Origin of the sequence: Streptomyces sp. NPDC048419 (genome assembly GCF_043200415.1) — a bacterium.
Taxonomy (GTDB): Bacteria; Actinomycetota; Actinomycetes; order Streptomycetales; family Streptomycetaceae; genus Streptomyces.
The window spans coordinates 16461-33073 of sequence record NZ_JBICXT010000020.1; the positions used below are offsets into that span (position 1 = coordinate 16461).

Annotated in this window: 14 protein-coding genes; 5 read left to right on the forward strand and 9 right to left on the reverse strand. The window is 71.9% G+C overall.

Annotation, left to right across the window (positions count from 1 at the left end):
• Window positions 1–103 precede the first annotated feature (103 nt).
• The 6 genes from ACGFYN_RS33515 to ACGFYN_RS33540 form a co-directional block, all read right to left on the reverse strand.
• Window positions 104–481 (reverse strand): hypothetical protein, encoded by a 378-nt coding sequence (locus ACGFYN_RS33515; RefSeq protein ID WP_393869687.1) that lies wholly within the window; start codon window positions 479–481, stop codon window positions 104–106.
• A gap of 145 nt (window positions 482–626) precedes the next feature.
• Window positions 627–2237, reverse strand: coding sequence for an MFS transporter (locus ACGFYN_RS33520; protein WP_393869688.1), 1611 nt, complete (start codon window positions 2235–2237; stop codon window positions 627–629).
• 234 nt (window positions 2238–2471) lie between these two features.
• On the reverse strand, window positions 2472–3887 hold the full coding sequence (locus ACGFYN_RS33525; protein ID WP_393869689.1) for a VWA-like domain-containing protein: 1416 nt from the start codon (window positions 3885–3887) through the stop codon (window positions 2472–2474).
• Entirely contained in the window at window positions 3884–5110 is a 1227-nt protein-coding gene (locus ACGFYN_RS33530) for an AAA family ATPase (protein ID WP_393869690.1), read from the reverse strand. The genes ACGFYN_RS33525 and ACGFYN_RS33530 overlap by 4 nt, the downstream gene beginning before the upstream one ends.
• Before the next feature lie 95 nt (window positions 5111–5205).
• A complete protein-coding gene (locus tag ACGFYN_RS33535) occupies window positions 5206–6627 on the reverse strand; it encodes a hypothetical protein (RefSeq protein WP_393869691.1) in 1422 nt (473 codons plus the stop codon).
• A 284-nt stretch (window positions 6628–6911) separates the two neighbouring features.
• Window positions 6912–8099: a serine hydrolase domain-containing protein gene (locus ACGFYN_RS33540; RefSeq protein WP_393869692.1), complete on the reverse strand. Its 1188-nt coding sequence runs from the start codon at window positions 8097–8099 to the stop codon at window positions 6912–6914.
• 446 nt (window positions 8100–8545) lie between these two features.
• Here ACGFYN_RS33540 and ACGFYN_RS33545 point away from each other — a divergent pair, with 446 nt between their 5' ends.
• The 3 genes from ACGFYN_RS33545 (at window position 8546) to ACGFYN_RS33555 (ending at window position 11798) form a co-directional block, all read left to right on the forward strand.
• The gene (locus ACGFYN_RS33545) at window positions 8546–9751 is read left to right on the forward strand and encodes a cysteine desulfurase-like protein (RefSeq protein WP_393869693.1); all 1206 of its coding nucleotides are present in this window, start codon (window positions 8546–8548) and stop codon (window positions 9749–9751) included.
• A 38-nt stretch (window positions 9752–9789) separates the two neighbouring features.
• Window positions 9790–10605 (forward strand): TIGR01777 family oxidoreductase, encoded by an 816-nt coding sequence (locus ACGFYN_RS33550; protein ID WP_393869694.1) that lies wholly within the window; start codon window positions 9790–9792, stop codon window positions 10603–10605.
• 290 nt (window positions 10606–10895) lie between these two features.
• On the forward strand, window positions 10896–11798 hold the full coding sequence (locus ACGFYN_RS33555; RefSeq protein ID WP_393869695.1) for a trypsin-like serine peptidase: 903 nt from the start codon (window positions 10896–10898) through the stop codon (window positions 11796–11798).
• Window positions 11799–11851: 53 nt separating this feature from the next.
• Here the strand turns inward: ACGFYN_RS33555 and ACGFYN_RS33560 are convergent, their stop codons facing one another.
• A complete protein-coding gene (locus ACGFYN_RS33560; RefSeq protein ID WP_393869696.1) occupies window positions 11852–12682 on the reverse strand; it encodes an SDR family NAD(P)-dependent oxidoreductase in 831 nt (276 codons plus the stop codon).
• 53 nt (window positions 12683–12735) lie between these two features.
• On the opposite strand from ACGFYN_RS33560, the gene ACGFYN_RS33565 reads away from it, so the two are divergent.
• Window positions 12736–13587: a helix-turn-helix transcriptional regulator gene (locus ACGFYN_RS33565; protein WP_393869697.1), complete on the forward strand. Its 852-nt coding sequence runs from the start codon at window positions 12736–12738 to the stop codon at window positions 13585–13587.
• Here the strand turns inward: ACGFYN_RS33565 and ACGFYN_RS33570 are convergent.
• A complete protein-coding gene (locus tag ACGFYN_RS33570; RefSeq protein ID WP_393869698.1) occupies window positions 13500–14492 on the reverse strand; it encodes an ornithine cyclodeaminase family protein in 993 nt (330 codons plus the stop codon). The genes ACGFYN_RS33565 and ACGFYN_RS33570 overlap by 88 nt on opposite strands.
• Before the next feature lie 101 nt (window positions 14493–14593).
• Here ACGFYN_RS33570 and ACGFYN_RS33575 point away from each other — a divergent pair, with 101 nt between their 5' ends.
• Complete coding sequence (locus tag ACGFYN_RS33575; protein WP_393869699.1) at window positions 14594–15769, forward strand: NAD(P)/FAD-dependent oxidoreductase; 1176 nt, start codon at window positions 14594–14596, stop codon at window positions 15767–15769.
• Window positions 15770–15936: 167 nt separating this feature from the next.
• On the opposite strand, the gene ACGFYN_RS33580 is transcribed toward ACGFYN_RS33575, so the two are convergent.
• A complete protein-coding gene (locus tag ACGFYN_RS33580; RefSeq protein WP_393869700.1) occupies window positions 15937–16563 on the reverse strand; it encodes a TetR family transcriptional regulator in 627 nt (208 codons plus the stop codon).
• Between the last annotated feature and the right edge of the window lie 50 nt (window positions 16564–16613).

Sequence of the window (16613 nt, forward strand, 5' to 3'; positions counted from 1 at the left end):
GGAGCAGGCTCTCGTAGACCGGCAGGTGATCGTTTCCGGATGTTTCGGGTGTCACTGTGTCAGGTCCTCAATCATGTCGCGCGGGCCAATCCGGAAAATTCTGTCAGACACGGCTGAGTCGCGCCGAGATGCCGTGACCGACCGCGAGATAAATCACCGCCGGCAGACCGAAATTGAGGAGAACGCGAAGGCTTTCTGTGTCCATGGTGAAAATGTCCTGTGACCACCAGGCCAGTCCGTTCGCCACGGAGTGCACAAATTCGACGAAAACGTTGTCCCTGTTGGCGTCTAGCAGGTACAGGACGATCCACAGGCCCAGGAAGGCGGCCGCGATGTCGGCGATCGTGTGGATGAGCAGGCCGGTTCTGCGGCCGGCGGACTGCCTGGGCTCGTAGCGGCGTGGGGCGGGTTCCTGATGGGGGGAGGGCTCGGGCGGGCGGCCGTAGGTCTGGTACCCGGGCCCCGGGTCGTAATTGCTCACTGGATTTCCAATCTGGCGCGTCACTGTGCCTGTATGTCAGCGCGCGCGACCCGCTGCCGTGTTACACGCTCCCTCGGGAATCCCCGAAATGGTCACTCGTTCTGCAAATTGCTCAAATGCTGGAGCGATATTCGACGGCTGTTGTTCATGTGGCCGCGGGCTGTTCCCGCGCGTCCTCCTCGATACCCACGGTGGCGTCGCTGTCACCCTTCCCGCGCAGCGCGACCACGCTCAGGAGGCAGCAGGCCAGGGCGGCGGCGCCGCAGACGACGTAGCCGATCGCGTAGCCGTTGCCGAGCGTCTCCAGGGCGATGGGGACCGCGCCGCCGGGAGGGGACGACGGCGGCACCGAGTTGGCGGCGAGGGGGCCGCCCTCCGCCAGTACCTGGCCCGCGGCCGCCTTGGCCTCGGCCGAGAGGCCGGAGGCGGCCAGCTTCGACGTGAACTCGTCCGCCGCGCGGCTCAGCGCGATCGCGCCGATGACGGCCGGCCCGAGCGTGAAACCGAAGTCGCGCAGCAGGCTGGTGGAGGCGCTGGCCATGCCCGCGTAGTGGACCTCCACCGTGTTCACGGCGGTGGCCGTGATCGAGGAGACCGTGAGCGCGAAGCCGATGCCGACCAGGCCGATCGGGAGGATCAGCGAGGTCAGGGCGCGGTCGTGGACGGACAGGGTGGCGGCGAGGAAGTCGCCCGCCGCCATGAGTGCCAGGCCGGCGCCGAGGACCCACCGGGGGCTGACCTTCTCCAGCAGCCGGGAGATCACCGGCATCAGCAGCAGCGCCCAGGCGTTGAGCAGGATGAAGGCGAACGAGCCGCGCAGCGGGCTCTGGTGCTGGATCGGGCCCAGCCGGATGCTGGTCGCGTACGCCGTGCCGAGGTAGCTGAACATGCCGACCACCGCGACGAACGACGCCACCGCGAACGCCCGGTTCTTGAACAGGTCGAGCCGCAGCAACGGCGAGGCGGCCCGGTGCTCGGCCACGACGAACAGGGCGATGAACACCGCGGCGACGACGTAGGCCATCACCACCGGTGTCGCGGTCCAGCCGTCCGCCGGGCCCTGGATGACCGCGTACAGCAGGGCGAACATGCCTACGCCGACGGTGATCTGGCCGGCCAGGTCGAGTGAACGCCCCTGCGGAGCACTGGAGTTGTGCGCCAGCAGTTGGCTGAGCACGGTGCTGACCAGGGCCAGGCCCGTCACCACGACGAAGGCCCAGCGCCAGGAACCGTAGTTGCCGGTGATGCCGCCCAGCACGGGGGCGACGAAGCCGCCGCTGGACAGGGCTGCGGCCCAGATCGTGATGGTGCGGGCGCGGTCCTTGGCCGAGTGCGTGCCCGCGGCGATCATCGCGAGCGAGGTCGGGAACAGCGCCGCCGCGCCCAGGCCCGCGATGGCCTGGCCCACCCAGAGCATGTGGATGCCGGTCGCGGCGGCCGCGAGCGCCTCGCCGACCACGAGCAGCCCACCGCCGCCGACCAGCAGACGCTTGCGCCCGAAGAGGTCGCCCAGGACGCCGAAGGTCAGCTCCAGGACGGACACCGGGAGCAGGAACGCGTCCGAGATCCAGGTCAGTTGCGAGCCGACGGGATGCAGGTCCTCCTGGAAGAGCCCGTTCAGGGTGGCCGGCATGGCCAGCGCGATCTGCGCGAGACAGACCGCGAAGCAGCCGGCGACCAGTGTGCCGACGGGCAGACCGCCGGGCGACGAGCCGACGGCGGTGGAATCCGGTTGAGTGCGCGCTTCGGTGGACACGTGGGTTCCCCTTTGGGCGGTTTGCGAGAGATGAGGGGGGATGGTGACGCCGGGAATCGCTGCGAATGTAGGGCAGTTTTTCAACGGCAGTCAATGGGATGCCCAGTATTGAGGGAGCGGTGCAGGTGCGAGGGCGCCAGGGCGCCAGGGCGCCAGGGCGCCAGGGTGCGAGGGTGCGAGGGCGCCAGGGCGCCAGGGCGCGAGGGGCGCATGGGGCGCAGGCTGCGCGGGCGCCTAGCCGATCTCGACCACCCGGGCCCACGCGGGCGGCCTGTCCGGTACGTAGTCCGGGTCGTCCTCGGTCCAGCCCGCGCGCCCCCGGGGGAACAGGCCCACCACCGTCCGGCACGCCGGTCGCGTGGACGGCCACGGGGTCTGGCCGTCCGTGAGCACCACGACGACATCGGGGCGGGTGCTCAGCGCCTTCGCGAATCCTGTACGCAGGTCCGTGCCGCCGCCGCCCATCAGCGGTATCCCCTCGCCACGGCACAGCGGGTGCGCGATGCGGGCCGACGCGTCGCACGGCACCACCGTGACCAGATCCCGACGGCCGCCCACGGCACGGGAGATCGCGGCGACCTCCAGCAGCGCACTGCCCAGTTCGGCGTCGCTGACCGACCCGGACGTGTCGATCACCACCGACACCCGCGGCGGTCTGCGCCGCAGGCTCGGCAGCACGACACCGGGCAGACCGGCCGCCCGTCGCGAGGGCCGGCCATAGCTGTAGTCCTCGCCCGCGCCGGGAGCCGAGGCCGCCGCACGTACCGCCGCTCCCAGCAACTCCCGCCAAGGCTGCGGCGGATGGAACGCCTCCTCGGCCCACCGCCGCCACCCCTGCGGTGCATCCCCCGGACGACCCTTGATGCCCTGCGCCACCCGGAACCGCACCGCGTCCTGTTCGTGCTTGCTCAGACCGTGCGCACCGTCCGGACCGAGATCCCACCCCCGCTCCCGCCCGTCGGCGCCGCTGCCGCAGTCCAGCCAGGCCATGCTCAGCGTTCGCGCGCCGAGCGTGAACTGGCGCAGGTAGTCCTCCATCAGCTCGCCTTCGGACAGCCCCAACGCCGTTGGCGCCACCGCGCCTTCGGGCCTGACCAGCCCGTCGCCGTAGATGTCGTCGTTGATCTCGCAGTCCGCGGCGATGTTCATCCGCAGCCGCTCGCCGGGGCCGTTCAGCCCGCGCTCACGGGCGACCCGGTCGCTGCGCCCGTGATGGTCACGCAGCAGGTGCGACACCTCGTGCACCCACACACCCGCCAGTTCCTCCACCGGCATCCGGTCCACGAACGCCGGCGAGACGTAGCACCGCCAGTGCCGGTCGACGGCCATCGTCGGCACGTGCCGGGACTCGACGGTGTGCAGGGCGAACAGTGCGGTCGCCAGGTAGGGCCGGGCCCGGGCGGCGTAGAGGCGGGCGGCGAAGAGCTTGTCGAGGTCGAGTTCGAGGGGGCCTGGTGCGGCCGGTGCTGCGGGTCTGGTGGGCGTCTCGGCTGCGGTCGGTATCTCGGGTCCGGTCGGCGCCTTGGATACGGCCGGCGTCTCGGATACGGCCGGCGTCTCGGATACGGCCGGTGCCGCGGGTCCGGTCGGCGTTCCGGATACGGCGGGTGCCTCAGGCCTCGCGGATTCCTCCGGTACGTCCGCGCTCATCGGCCCGCCTTCGCCGTGAGTGCGGCCCGCGCCCGGTCCGCCCTACGGGACACGGACACCACACCGGCGAGCCGCTCGATCCGCTCCGGTACGTCCCAGTCCTCGCGGCGCAGCGTGGCGAGCGTGGTCGCGGGGACGACCACCAGGTCCGGGGCCCCGGTCTCCAGCGCGCGGACCAGAAGCGCCCACGCCGCGTCCCAGCGGGACCTGTCCGGGCGGTTGCGGACGGCTGCCACCACACCGTCGAGCACGGCCTGGCGCAGATCGCCGCGCTCGGGCAGCTCGGCGCCCGCCGGGTCGGCGAGCAGTGTCTCGGGATCCGGGAGGTCCAACCGGTCGATGCTGGTGAGCAGTTCGAGCCCGGGGCCGTCGCCCACGGTGCCCCGCACGAGCAAGGAGAGCACCTCGCGGGAGGACCCGGCCGCGGTCGCGAAGGCGATCAGGCGCAGTGTCATCTCCCAGCTGCGAGGGGAGGGCCAAGGGCCGCCCCTGCGGGTCTCGTTGGTGGGCAGCTGGTGTACGAGCTTGGGGCGCGCGGTCAGCAGCCCGCGCACCGCGCGGCGGGCGAAGTCCACCGCCTCCGGCAGCTTGGCGGGGGAGAGCTGGGGCATCGCGGCCCGGGGCCAGGTGCCGCCGAGGCCACGGAGCACGACCTCGTGGTCGTGGGTCCACTGCAAGTGGACGAACCGGTTGGCCAGCGGCGGACTCAGCTCCCAGCCGTCGGCCGCCGAGGACCGCGGATTGGCCGCGGCCACGATGCGCACCTCGGGCGGCAGCCGCAGGGCGCCGATCCGCCGTTCCAGCACGAGGCGCAGGAGGGCGGCCTGTACCGCGGGCGGCGCCGTGGACAGTTCGTCCAGGAACAGCAGGCCCCGCCCGGCCCGCACCAGGCGAACCGCCCAGTCCGGCGGGGCCATCGGCACACCCTGTTCCGCCGGGTCGTCCCCGACGACGGGCAGCCCCGAGAAGTCGGACGGCTCGTGCACGCTGGCGATCACCGTGGTCAGCGGCAGATCCAGGGACTCGGCGAGCTGCGTGAGGGCCGCGGTCTTGCCGATCCCCGGCTCACCCCACAGCAGCACGGGCAGATCGGCGGCCACGGCCAACGTCAGGGCCTCCAGCTGACTGTCGGGCCGTGGTTCGGTGGCTGTGTCGCCCAGCAGGGTCAACAACTGGGCAGCGACGTCGAGTTGGGCGGCGGGAACATGGGTCGGAGCAGGCATGGGTGATCACCTTGGGTATGTAGAAGGCGGGCGGTGCAGGGGGGCGTAGAGACAGCGCCGGGTCAGCGCAAGGAGGGCGCCGGGACAGCGCCGGGTCAGCGCCGGGAAGCGTGGCGCGGATGTGACAGGTGCTCCTGGCTGCGGGGGGCGTCGCCGGGACGCAGGCGGGCGGGCCCGCGGGCGGCGCCGATCAGGCCTGCCCGGAACAGGCCGTAGGTGATGCGCCGTTGCGCGGCCGCCTCCAGCTCGTCGCGCAGCGGGCCGTCGCGCAGATGCGCGCCGGGGCCGAGCAGACCCTCGACGACGGACAGCGCCCCGGCGATGTCGCCGTGATCCAGGCGCTCGCGGACCCCGGTGAGGCAGTCCGGCCGGCGATGGGCCTCGTCGATCGCCTGCAGGCAGGGGAGCGGGGTACCGGTCAGCGCGACCAGCAGCTCCTCCCGCCGGATCTCGTCGGGATCGTGGTCCAGCGCTGCCAGCACCCCGTCGACCAGGCCGATGCGATGCCGAGCGCCACGGCAGTCCACCGTCCTTGGCTGGTTCGGCCGTTGGGTGCAACGCGGGACGTCGGAGTGCGGCACATGGTCGGGCACGAGCGCTGCGGCGACCAGCGGATGCAGCCGGTCGGCCGCGAGCGCACCGGCACGCACCAGCTCCAGATCGGGCGGAACCCAGGTCGCCGCATCGGGAAGAACCGGCAGCGCGGAGCCGTGCCCGTGCGGGGACTTGGCACGGTCCGCGAGCCGTACGGCGGGGGACTGCCCCGCACCCGACAGATCCAGAACCAGCCGATGCCGGCCCCCGAGCCGCACGAGGACAGAAGAGGCGGGCCCGTGCCGCCGCCCTTCGGCGCGCAGCAGGATCCCCGCTTCGGCGGCCCACCGGTCGAGCGCACAGCGGTGCCCGTGCGGCATGCGCTCCAGCAACTCCTCATCCAGTACGAGGCTGTTGGCGACGTCCGGCCGGTCGGCCCCGGAGCGGGCCCGCAACTCGCCGGCCCTGCTCGCGTCCCACAGATGCCGGTGCAGGTCGAGCCGGAACCGCCCGCTGGGATGCGGGTGCGGGTGACGCCGGGCGCGGTCCTCGGTGTTGGTTCCGTCCCACAGGGCGAGGCTGATCCGCTGCCCGGCGTCCGCCCAGGCCGGCGGCGTACGGACGACGAGGTGCACCGGCCCGAAACCGTCGTGTCCTTCGGCGTCGTAGCGGGCCAGAGCGATGGTCAGCCCCGGGCGCAGCAGCCCGTCGGGAGCGACCCTCGGCATGTGCCAGCGCAACAGGTCGGGCGCCAACTGCCGTAGATCCGAACGGACTCGGGACGCAAGCGCTCGGCCGTGACTGCGCGCCAAGGACCGAAGATTCAGGTCGACATCGACGCCTGCGGCGGCGCAGGCCCCGGCCCAGTCGCCGACGCGGCGGCGGGTGGTCGCGGTGTCGATCATGGAGGGCGGCACGGCGAACTCGCGCACGCGCAGCCAGAAGGAGAGGCGGGAATCCCCGTTCGCGGTGTGGGTGAGCATCAGCACTCACCTTGCGCGGACGGGTCCCCCAATCTGACAGCAGAGTGGGTAGTCATCGCGGAGATCGTAACGCCGCCCGCTCCCGACCTGCCAGGGATTTTCGTCCGGGCCGGACCTCAAGGTCTTCGACCGGACCGGACTCACGGATTCTCGACCGGGCCGGTTCCAAGAGGGACTGCAGGACCCTGTGGGTTGCTCCGAGCGGCACGTGTGGTGGCACTGGGCCGTGTGGCTGCAAGAAAGACTGCGCGGCAACGCCCCCCCCGCGTCACCTTGGGCGTGTGTCAGTTCTGGTCGGACGCGTCGCCGTAGACGTTGCCGGGGCTGACCACCTGGGTGATGGCCCGGCCGAGCAGGGTGCTGGGATTCTCGTTGTTCGAGGGGATGTCGGTGTTGAGCAGGATCACCATCGTCGCCTTCTGAGCGGGCAGGTAGACCGTCAGGCTCTGGTAGCCGGGCAGGGAGCCCGCGTGGCCGATCCACCCGTGGTTGATGTCGATGCCCAGCCCGTAGGCGTCACCCGGCGCGCCGGTGGGCTGCGCGTCGAGGCGCTCCGCCTGGGTCTGCGGGGTCAGCAGTCCGCCTGTCGCGACGTTCTTCGCCCAGGAGCGCATGTCGTCGAGGTCCGAGATCATCGCGCCGGCTGCCCAGCCCCAGCTGGGGTTGAAGTCCGTGGCGTCCGCCACCCTGCCGTCCGGCGTCTGGTCGGTGTAGCCGTGGGCGTGCGGCCGTGGGAACTCCGCCGCCTTCGGCAGGAAGGTGTGGTTCAGGCCGCTCGGCCGCGTGATCAGGTCTCGGATCACGTCCCTCAAGGGGCGGTGGGTGACCTTCTCGATGACCAGGCCGAGCAGCACGGTGTTGGTGTTGGAGTAGTCGAACTGCGTGCCGGGGGGGAACTGGTTGGGGTGCTCGAAGGCGATGCTGAGCAGCTCACTCGGCGACCACTGGCGATGCGGCTTGGTCGCCAGCAGGTGCTGGAAGCCCGGGTCCTTGGTGTAGGCGAACAGGCCGCTGCGCATGTTCGCGAGCTGACGCAGCGTGATGTGCTCTCCGTCGGGCACTCCGTCGACGTACGCGGAGATCGGGTCGTCCAGGCCGACCTTGCCGCGGTCGACGAGCTGGAGCAGCGCGGTGACGGTGAAGGTCTTGGTCTCGCTGCCGATCCGCATGTTCAGGTCGGTTCGCATCGGGGCGCAGTCGCGCGTGTCCCGGACGCCGAAAGCCCGCACGTAGCGCGGTTGTCCAGGCTTCCAGACGCCCACGATCACTCCAGGGACACCGGCGTCGGTGGCCGTCTGCTTGATCACCCGGTCCAGTTTCGCCGCGGTCGCTTTCCAGGGCTGTGGCGCGGCGGCCGACTCCCTGGGAATCGGTACGGCCGCCGCGGCAACCGGTGGCAGGGAGGCCGCCGCGCAGGCAGAGACGACCATCGCGATGCTGAGCAGGGCAGTTCGGCCCGTCCGGATAAACATGCGTCCTAGGTAAGTCCGTCCCAGTCTTTGCCCGCAGCGCCACGCCGCCCCCCAGCGCGCATTCATCCGAACGCCCCGGACGCGCTCCGCAAAGAACTCTCACAGGCCCCTGGCTGACGGACACCGTCAGCATGTGCTGGGGCCCGGTCCTCGCCGTCCTCGCCGTCCTCAACGACCCGAGACCAGCCGCCAGCGATCCGGCTATGTGGTGTGCCGCAACTCGCGTCGGAAGGCGGCAGCAAGACTGATTCCACGGATCCTCGGCCGGGGCCGGACCCAAGGGTCTTCGACCAAGCCGGCCCCAAAGGTCCTCCACCGGGCCGTCCCCGCGCGAGCGGCTCCGCAAGGGCCGGCCCGAGGTCAGGCGCCCGGCACGCATGGTTGCCACACCCGCCGCTGATCACGCACGATCATTGCTCCGGCCCGGCACTCACAGGAGCTCTCTCGTGACGTACGACATCACCGCCATTCGCTCCCAGTTCCCCGCCCTCGCCGCCGGAACGGCGCACTTCGACGGCCCGGGCGGCACCCAGACCCCGCAGCCCGTCATCCGCGCCATCGCCGACGCCATGTCCAAGCCCCTGTCGAACCGGGGACAGACCGTGCCGGGGGAGCGCAACGCCGACGCCATCGTCACCGGCGCCCGCGCGGCCATGGCCGACCTGCTGGGAGCGAACCCGGCGGGGATCGTGTTCGGCCGCAGTGCCACCCAGCTCACCTACGACTTCTCCCGCACCCTCGCCAAGACGTGGCGGCCCGGCGACGAGGTCGTCGTCACACGCCTCGACCACGACGCCAACATCCGCCCCTGGGTGCAGGCCGCCGAACAGGCCGGTGCGACCGTGCGCTGGGCCGACTTCGACCCCGCGACCGGAGAGCTGACCGCCGACGACATCGGCGCCGTACTGTCCGAGCGCACCCGGCTGGTCGCCGTCACGGCCGCCTCCAACCTGATCGGCACGCGTCCCCCGGTCGCCGAGATCGCCCGCCTGGCGCACGAGGCGGGAGCGCTCTGCCACGTCGACGGCGTCCACCACGCCGCCCACACGCTGGTCGACCTCGAACGCCTCGGCGCCGACTTCTTCGTCTGCTCCGCCTACAAGTTCCTCGGCCCCCACCACGGAGTCCTCGCCGCCCGCCCGGAGTTGCTGGAAACGCTGCACCCGGACAAGCTCCTGCCGTCCACCGACGTGGTCCCCGAGCGCTTCGAACTGGGCACGCTGCCCTACGAGTTCCTCGCGGGCACCGCCGCCGCGGTCGACTTCCTCGCCGGCCTCGACCCGAGCGCCACGGGAACACGGCGCGAGCGCCTGACGGCGGCCTTCGCGGCGCTGGAAGGCCACGAGGACAGCCTGCGCACCCAGATCGACAAGGGCCTGTCCGCGCTCGACGGCATCGTGATCCACTCCCGGGCGGCCGACCGCACCCCCACCGTGCTGCTGACCTTCGAGGGCCGCTCCACGACGGACGCGTACGGCTTCCTCGCGAACCGCGGTGTCCACGCCCCGGCGGGTTCCTTCTACGCCATCGAAGCCTCCCGCCACCTCGGCCTCGGCGACACCGGCGGCCTGCGCATCGGTCTCGCCCCCTACAACAACGCGGACGACGTCGACCGGCTCCTGGCCGGGCTGTCGGAGTTCCTCTCCCCTTGAGCAACGGCCGGCCACAACGCCCCCTCAGACCTGTGTGATTGACGACCGCCGTGCTGGACGAATCGTTCCTGCGGACCGTCGACCTGCCGGTGTGCGACCGGTTCGAGGCCTGGACCGAGCGCCTGGGCCGCACTCACGCGCCCACGCACCTGGCCAGCGACCGAGCGGCGGACCACCACGGCGATCAACGCATACTCGGCCTCGGAGACGTGACCGTGTGGCCGGCGACCACCGGCGCCCTCGCCGCCGCGATCGGCGCCTGCGAGAAGCCGCCGGCGGTGTTCGTGTCGGGGTCCGCCGTCGGATACCACGGCGAGACCGGAACGGACGAGGTGGACGAATCGGCCGGCGCCGGGCACGACTTCCTGGCCGGCGTGTGCCGGGACTGGGAAGCCGCCGCCAAGGGCGCGCGGACGGCCGGCACACGCGTCGCCAACCCTCGCTTCGGCGTCGTCGTCACGGCGCAGGGCGGAGCCATGGGCCGACTGCTGCCCCTGGCCCGAGCGGGGCTCGGCGGACGCCTCGGCAGCGGCCGGCAGTACTGGGGCTTCATCTCGCTCCCTGACACGGTCCGCGCCCCGCGCCACCTCGTCGACACCGACTCGGTCGGTGGCCCGGTCAACCTGACCAGCCCGCACCCGGAAACCAACCGGGACATCACCGCCACCGTCGGCAAGACACTGCACCGCCCCACCCTGCCGACCGTCCCGGACTCCGCGATCCGGCTGGCCCTCGGCGAATTCACCGACGGCATCCTGATGAGCCAACGCGTGCTGCCCACACGCCTGCTGGAGTCCGGCTTCACCTTCGAGCACCCGACCTTCGAGGCCGCGCTGGGGGAGGCGCTCGGCTGACACCGGCCGGGTCGGGCCCCTCGGAACACGGCCTCCGGCTCAGCTTTCACCGGCGTTCAGTGCAGCGGCTGAAGCGGAGTTCGGCCGTTCCGGCCCGGGGGAAACATCTCCCTGGCCTCCGGGAACGGTCACGGAGCTCGTGCGTCGATGATCCAGCCACTTTGGCGATCTCCCTGCGCGTCAACCGCCGGCCGTCGACGATGGGCATGCCAATGTGTCTTTCTGGATGGGGAGTGACAGTGCGAAGGATAAGAGTCCTCCGATACGCCGCCCCGTTTGCGGCCGCGCTGATGCTGGGTACCGGGCTCGCACCGGCCGCCCACGCCAAAGCACCGGCCGCCGGCCATTCGGTAGCACCTGAGCTGGAGACGTACTGGACCTCGGCCAGGATGACGGCCGCGCTCCCCTTCGACGCGGACGGGACCGGCGAGGCAGGGCCCGCGGCGGACGGGCCCCGGCCCGGCGAGCACATCCCGCCGAGCCGCAGCTTCGACGGCATCCCGCAGGCCGGCACGTTCTTCTGGACCGACGCCAACGGCATGGGTCGCACATGCAGCGGCTCCGTGGTGCGCAGCCCCGGCCGCGACCTGGTGCTCAGCGCGGGGCACTGCCTCAAGGGGTACTCCGGAACCTCCCCCAAGCGCCACCTGGCGTTCGTGCCGCAGTACCACGACGGCCTGAAGCCGTTCGGCGTCTTCGCGGTGAAGGACAACGGCGTCTATGTCGCGCAGGAGTACTACGACCTCGGTGAGCACGCGGGAGCGGCGTACGACTTCGGCTTCGCGGTCACCGAGCCCAACGAACACGGCAAGCGACTTGAGGACGTGACCGGCGGGGTCCAACTCCTCACCGACACCGGGTACTTCCACGCCCCGGTCCGGATGATCGGGTATCCGGGCGGCGCGGCGAAGCCGCTGGGGTGCTGGAGCTGGACCACCAAGTGGTCGAGCGACGACCCGGCCGACCCGGGCACCTTCCTGCGCATCGCCTGCGACGCCTTCGTGGGCGGGACGAGCGGCGGGCCCATGCTGGTGCCGTGGTCGGGCGGCTGGGCGGTGATCGGCGTCATCGGCGGCTACCACACCGGCGGCAACACCCCCCAGGTGTCCTACAGCGCCTCCTTCAGCACCGCCACTCGCGCCCTCTACCGCGCCGCGGTCACCGGTGCGCCGCCCGCCGGCCCCGCCACCTGACTCGCTCGGCCGACCGCTTCGGCGTGGGTCCGCGCCGGCACGTCAGGACACGCTCAGGCCCGGATCCCGCCGTCCACGCTGAGCACCGCGCCGTTGACGAAGGAGGCGCGGTCGGACAGGAGCCAGGCGGCGGCCTCCGCGATCTCCGACGGTTCGGCGGCGCGGCCCAGCGGGGTCTGGGCCGTGAGCTCGCCGACGATGCCGGGGGAGCTCGCCTCCCACTCGTCGATCATCTCGGTGAGCGTGGTGCCGGGAGCGATCGCGTTCACGCGGATGCCCTCGGGGCCGTAGGTGGCCGCGGCCGACGCCGTGAGGCTGTTGACCGCCCGCTTCGCCGCGCCGTACACCGGCAGCCAGGGATTGGCCATCAAGCTGCCGACGCTGGACGTGTTGACGATCGCCCCGCGGCCCGCGGTGGCCCGGATGGCGGCGACCTCGGCGCGCATCGCCAGCCACGGCCCCTTCAGGTTGACCGCGAGGACATGGTCGAAGTCGGCCTCCGGGAGCTCCTCCATCGGGCCCGGCTGCTGGATCGTGGCGCCGTTGTTGAAGGCGACGTCGAGCCGGCCGTACAGCTCCACCGTCCGGTGGACGGCCGCGCGCACGCTCTCCGGGTCGGCCAGGTCGCAGCGCACGTGGTCCGCCGTGCCGCCGGCCGCCCGGATCTCCTCCGCCACCGCCTTGAGCTGGGACTCCGTACGCGCCGCGAGCAGCACCCGGGCGCCCTCCCGGGCGAACAGCCGCGCCGCGGCGGCACCGATGCCGCGCCCGGCACCGGTGATGAAGGCGACCTTTCCGGCGAGGAGGCCGCGGGCCGTGGTGGAGGGGGTCTTTGCAGTGGTCGTATCCATGCCGACGAGCCTGTGCCCGGCCACCCGGCTCATCCAGGCACCGGCAGTACCTGGCTGCGGTTTCGCCGTCCCCGCACACTTGAGACGTGGACCGACGTGAACTGGCCGACTTCCTGCGCAGCCGGCGCGAGCGCATCACCCCCGCCGACGTGGGCCTGCCCGCCGGGCCGCGCCGCCGCACCCCGGGCCTGCGCCGCGAGGAGGTGGCGCAGCTGGCCTACATCTCGACCGAGTACTACACCCGCCTGGAGCAGGCCCGCGGCCCGCACCCCTCGCGCGAGGTGCTGGCCCAGCTCGCCCGCGCCCTGCGCCTGTCGGAGACCGAACGCGACCACCTCCACCACCTCGCAGGCGTCCCGCCGGGCCCCCGGCCCGGCCCCTCGCGGGAGGTACGGCAGAGCGTCGTCGACCTGCTGCACCGGCTGCCGGACGCGGCGGCCATCGTCGTCTCGGCGACCTACGAGGTCATCGCCTGGAACGACCTGGCCGCCGCCCTGATGGAGGACTTCTCCGCCCTCTCCCGCCGCGACCGCAACCTCGTCCGACGCGCCTTCCTCGGCCCGCACCAGAAGGACAAGCGGCTCTACGGCGTCTCGGACGCGGAGGAGTTCGTCCGGTCCTCGGCGCAGCATCTGCGCGCCGTCGCGGCCCGCTACCCCGACGATCCCGAGGTGACCGGGCTGGTCGCCGAACTGCGCGCCGGCAGCGAGGAGTTCGCCCGGCTGTGGGCCGCCCACGAGGTGGCCGCCACACCCACCCTCTGCAAGACCTTCGAGCACCCCCTCGTCGGCCACGTCACCGTCAACTGCGACGTCCTCGACATCACCGACCGCGACCAGCGCGTGGTCATCTACACCGCCGCGTCCGGCTCCCCGTCCGAGGAGGCGCTACGGCTGCTGTCGGTCATCGGCACGCAGCGGATGGACGTGCCCGGCTGATGCGCCACAGCGCGGCTGCGCGCGGACACGGTCCTCGGCCGACCGTCCCCGTCATGCGCCTCGTAGTGGGCCGCGGCGACCACCAGGTCCTGCCAGGCCATCCCCACGCTCTTGAACAACCGCGGTTGTCCCGGCGGGAGTTGGGCCTTGCCCTGCACCAGGTCGGCGAGACCCACGAGCGTGCCGGGATCGAGGGCGCCCGCCTGCACGGCCAGCACGACGTCCCCTGCCTCGCGCAGCGCTGCCGACGCCGACTCGACCACCACCGTGCAACGACGAACACTCGTATCGTCGACCTCAGGGGCGTCCGGCTCGTGCGACCCGACGGCCACCACGGTCGCCGTCGCGGGCAGCAGCCAACCGTCGAACAAGGTGGCGCGCGCCGTGGTGCAGCAGGCCACGAGGTCGGCGCGTGCCACGTCGTCCGCGCCGCCGACGCGTGCCCCGACGTCCTTCGCGAACGCGCGCGTGCGCTCGGCGTCCCGGCCGACGACCACGACGTCCCCGACCGGCCGGACGCACCGCAGCGCCTCGACGTGCGCGTGCGCCTGCGGCCCCGTACCGAACACCACCAGCCTGCCCGCGTCCGGTTCGGCGAGCGCGTCGGCGGCCACGGCCGAGACCGCCGCGGTGTGCACGGAGGTGAGCGCGTTGCCGTCGAGCAGGGCCAGCGGGGTGAGGGTCTCGCCGTCCAGCAAGAGGTAGTTGCCCTGGATGCGGCGTCGTCCGTGTGCGGCGTCGCCGGGTGCCACGGTCACCACCTTGACCCCGAGGTAGGAGTCCCACTCGGCGGGCATGAGCGGCAACTGCCCCTGCTGCACCGGCAGGACGGAACGCGGCGGACCGGCCTCCGGGTCGAGCCCGCCGAGCAGACTCGCACGCAGCGCGCCGATGGCCGCCTCCATGGACGGCAACTGTTCATGGACGTCAAAGGTCGGGTTGCGTCACCATGACGGACAGACAGCCGATCAGCGTCCCGTCGCCTGCAGAGAGGAAGGGACGGCCCGTGTCCTCCTCATCCACCTTCCGCTCCGTTCCGCCGACCGCAGGTGTCGTGATCATCGGCGGTGGCGTGATGGGCGCCAGTGCCGCGTTCCACCTCGCCGAGGCGGGGGTCACCGACGTCGTCGTGGTCGAGCGCGGTGAACTGGCCTGCGGCAGTTCGGGCAAACCGATCGGCGGGATCCGCGCCCAGTTCTCCGACCCGCTCAACATCGAACTGGGCAGCCGCAGTCTGCGCGCCTACGAGGACTTCCCGCACCGCCCAGGCGCCGACATCCGCCTCGACACGGTCGGCTACCTCTTCCTGCTCACCAGTGATCAGCAGGCCACGGAGTTCGAGGCCAGCGTCAGAACCCAGAACGCGCTGGACGTCCCCACCCGCATGATCACCCCGGACGAGGCCCGCCGCCTGTGCCCCTACGTCAGCACCGACGGACTGGTGGCCGCCGCCTTCTCGCCGACAGACGGTCACACCCGCCCCCGTCTGGTCGTCCAGGGCTACGCCGACGCCGCCGCCCGGGCCGGGGTCACCTTCGCCACGCACACCACCGTCACCGGCATCGACACCGTGGGCGACCGCGTCACGGCCGTCCACACCGACCGCGGCCGTATTGACTGCTCCACCGTGATCTGTGCGGCGGGCGCCTGGTCGGCGCAGATCGGCGACATGGTCGGCATCCACCTGCCGGTGCGGCCGGTACGCCGTCAACTGGCCTTCACCGAACGGCTCGTGCCCCCGGCACCCCGCATCCCCTTCACCATCGACTTCGCCTCGACGGCCTACTTCCACAACAGCGACGACGGCCTGCTGTTCGGCCTCGCCGACCCCCGCCAGCCCGACGGCTTCGACACCACCTGGACCTCGGAGTGGCTGGAGCTGTTCCGCGACGCCGTACGGCAACGGGCCCCGGAACTGGCCGACATGAGGACTGTCGACGGCTGGGCCGGCCTCTACGAGATCACCCCCGACCACAACGCCCTCATCGGACGCTCCCGCGAACTCGTCAACTTCCTCTACGCCACCGGGTTCTCCGGCCACGGCTTCCTCCAGGGCCCCGCCGTCGGCGAGATCCTTCGCGATCTGCACCTTGAACGCGAACCCTTCGTCGACGTGTCCCCGCTCAGCGCCGACCGCTTCCGCACCGACGCCCAGATCCGCCCCGAAGCCCACGTGGTCTGACGCGCCACGCACCCCCGTCTCCCACCCTTGAGGAAGCCACTCGCCAACGTCAACATCGGCACGTCCGGCGCGGAGATCGGCCGCGCCTGGGTGGCGAGAAGGAGACCGGCGGCGGCCGCGAGTCGGGGCTCCGACGCCTGGCGTGCGGGTGCGATCGCCGGGCGGGCTTAACCGCGCCCGGCGATCGCCGTGAGATACCCCCGCAGCATGACCTTCGCCTCGTCCAGGACGCCCGCGTCGCCCGTCGCGTCGCGGCGGAAGGCCTCCTGGGCGAGGGCGTCCGCGGTCAGGATCGCGGCGAGGCAGGACCGGGCGAGCCGTTCGTCGTCGCGGGCGAGGCCGAGGGCGAGGAGGATGCGGCGGATGCCGTCGGCCATGCGGCGCTTGTGCGCGCGGTCCGCGGCCCGGGTCCGCTCGGTCAGGCCGCTGCCGAACCACAGGGCGCGGAAGCCGTGTTCGGTGCGGTAGATCCCGGCGAACTCGTCGACGAGCACGCCGACCGGGTCCTCCCAGCGCCCTGCGGAGGCGGCCTGCACGAACGCGTCCATGGTGGCTTCGAGTCTGGCGAAGTATCCGGCCGCGAGGGCGTCGATGATCGCCTCACGGTCGGGCAGATACTGGTACAACGAGCCGACCGAGACCTTCGCCTCCGCGGCGACGCGGGTCGTGGTGAGCGCCTCGACGCCCTCCGCGATCAGGACCCGCTCGGCGGCCTTGAGGACCCGGGCCAACCGGGCCTTGCTGCGCGCCTGTTGGGGGGTGCGGCGCAGGGGTGCGGTGGTCGGCTCCCTCACGAAACAACCTCCGAATCTGAACGTGACTTTGTTTCACCTTTCGGTTAGGT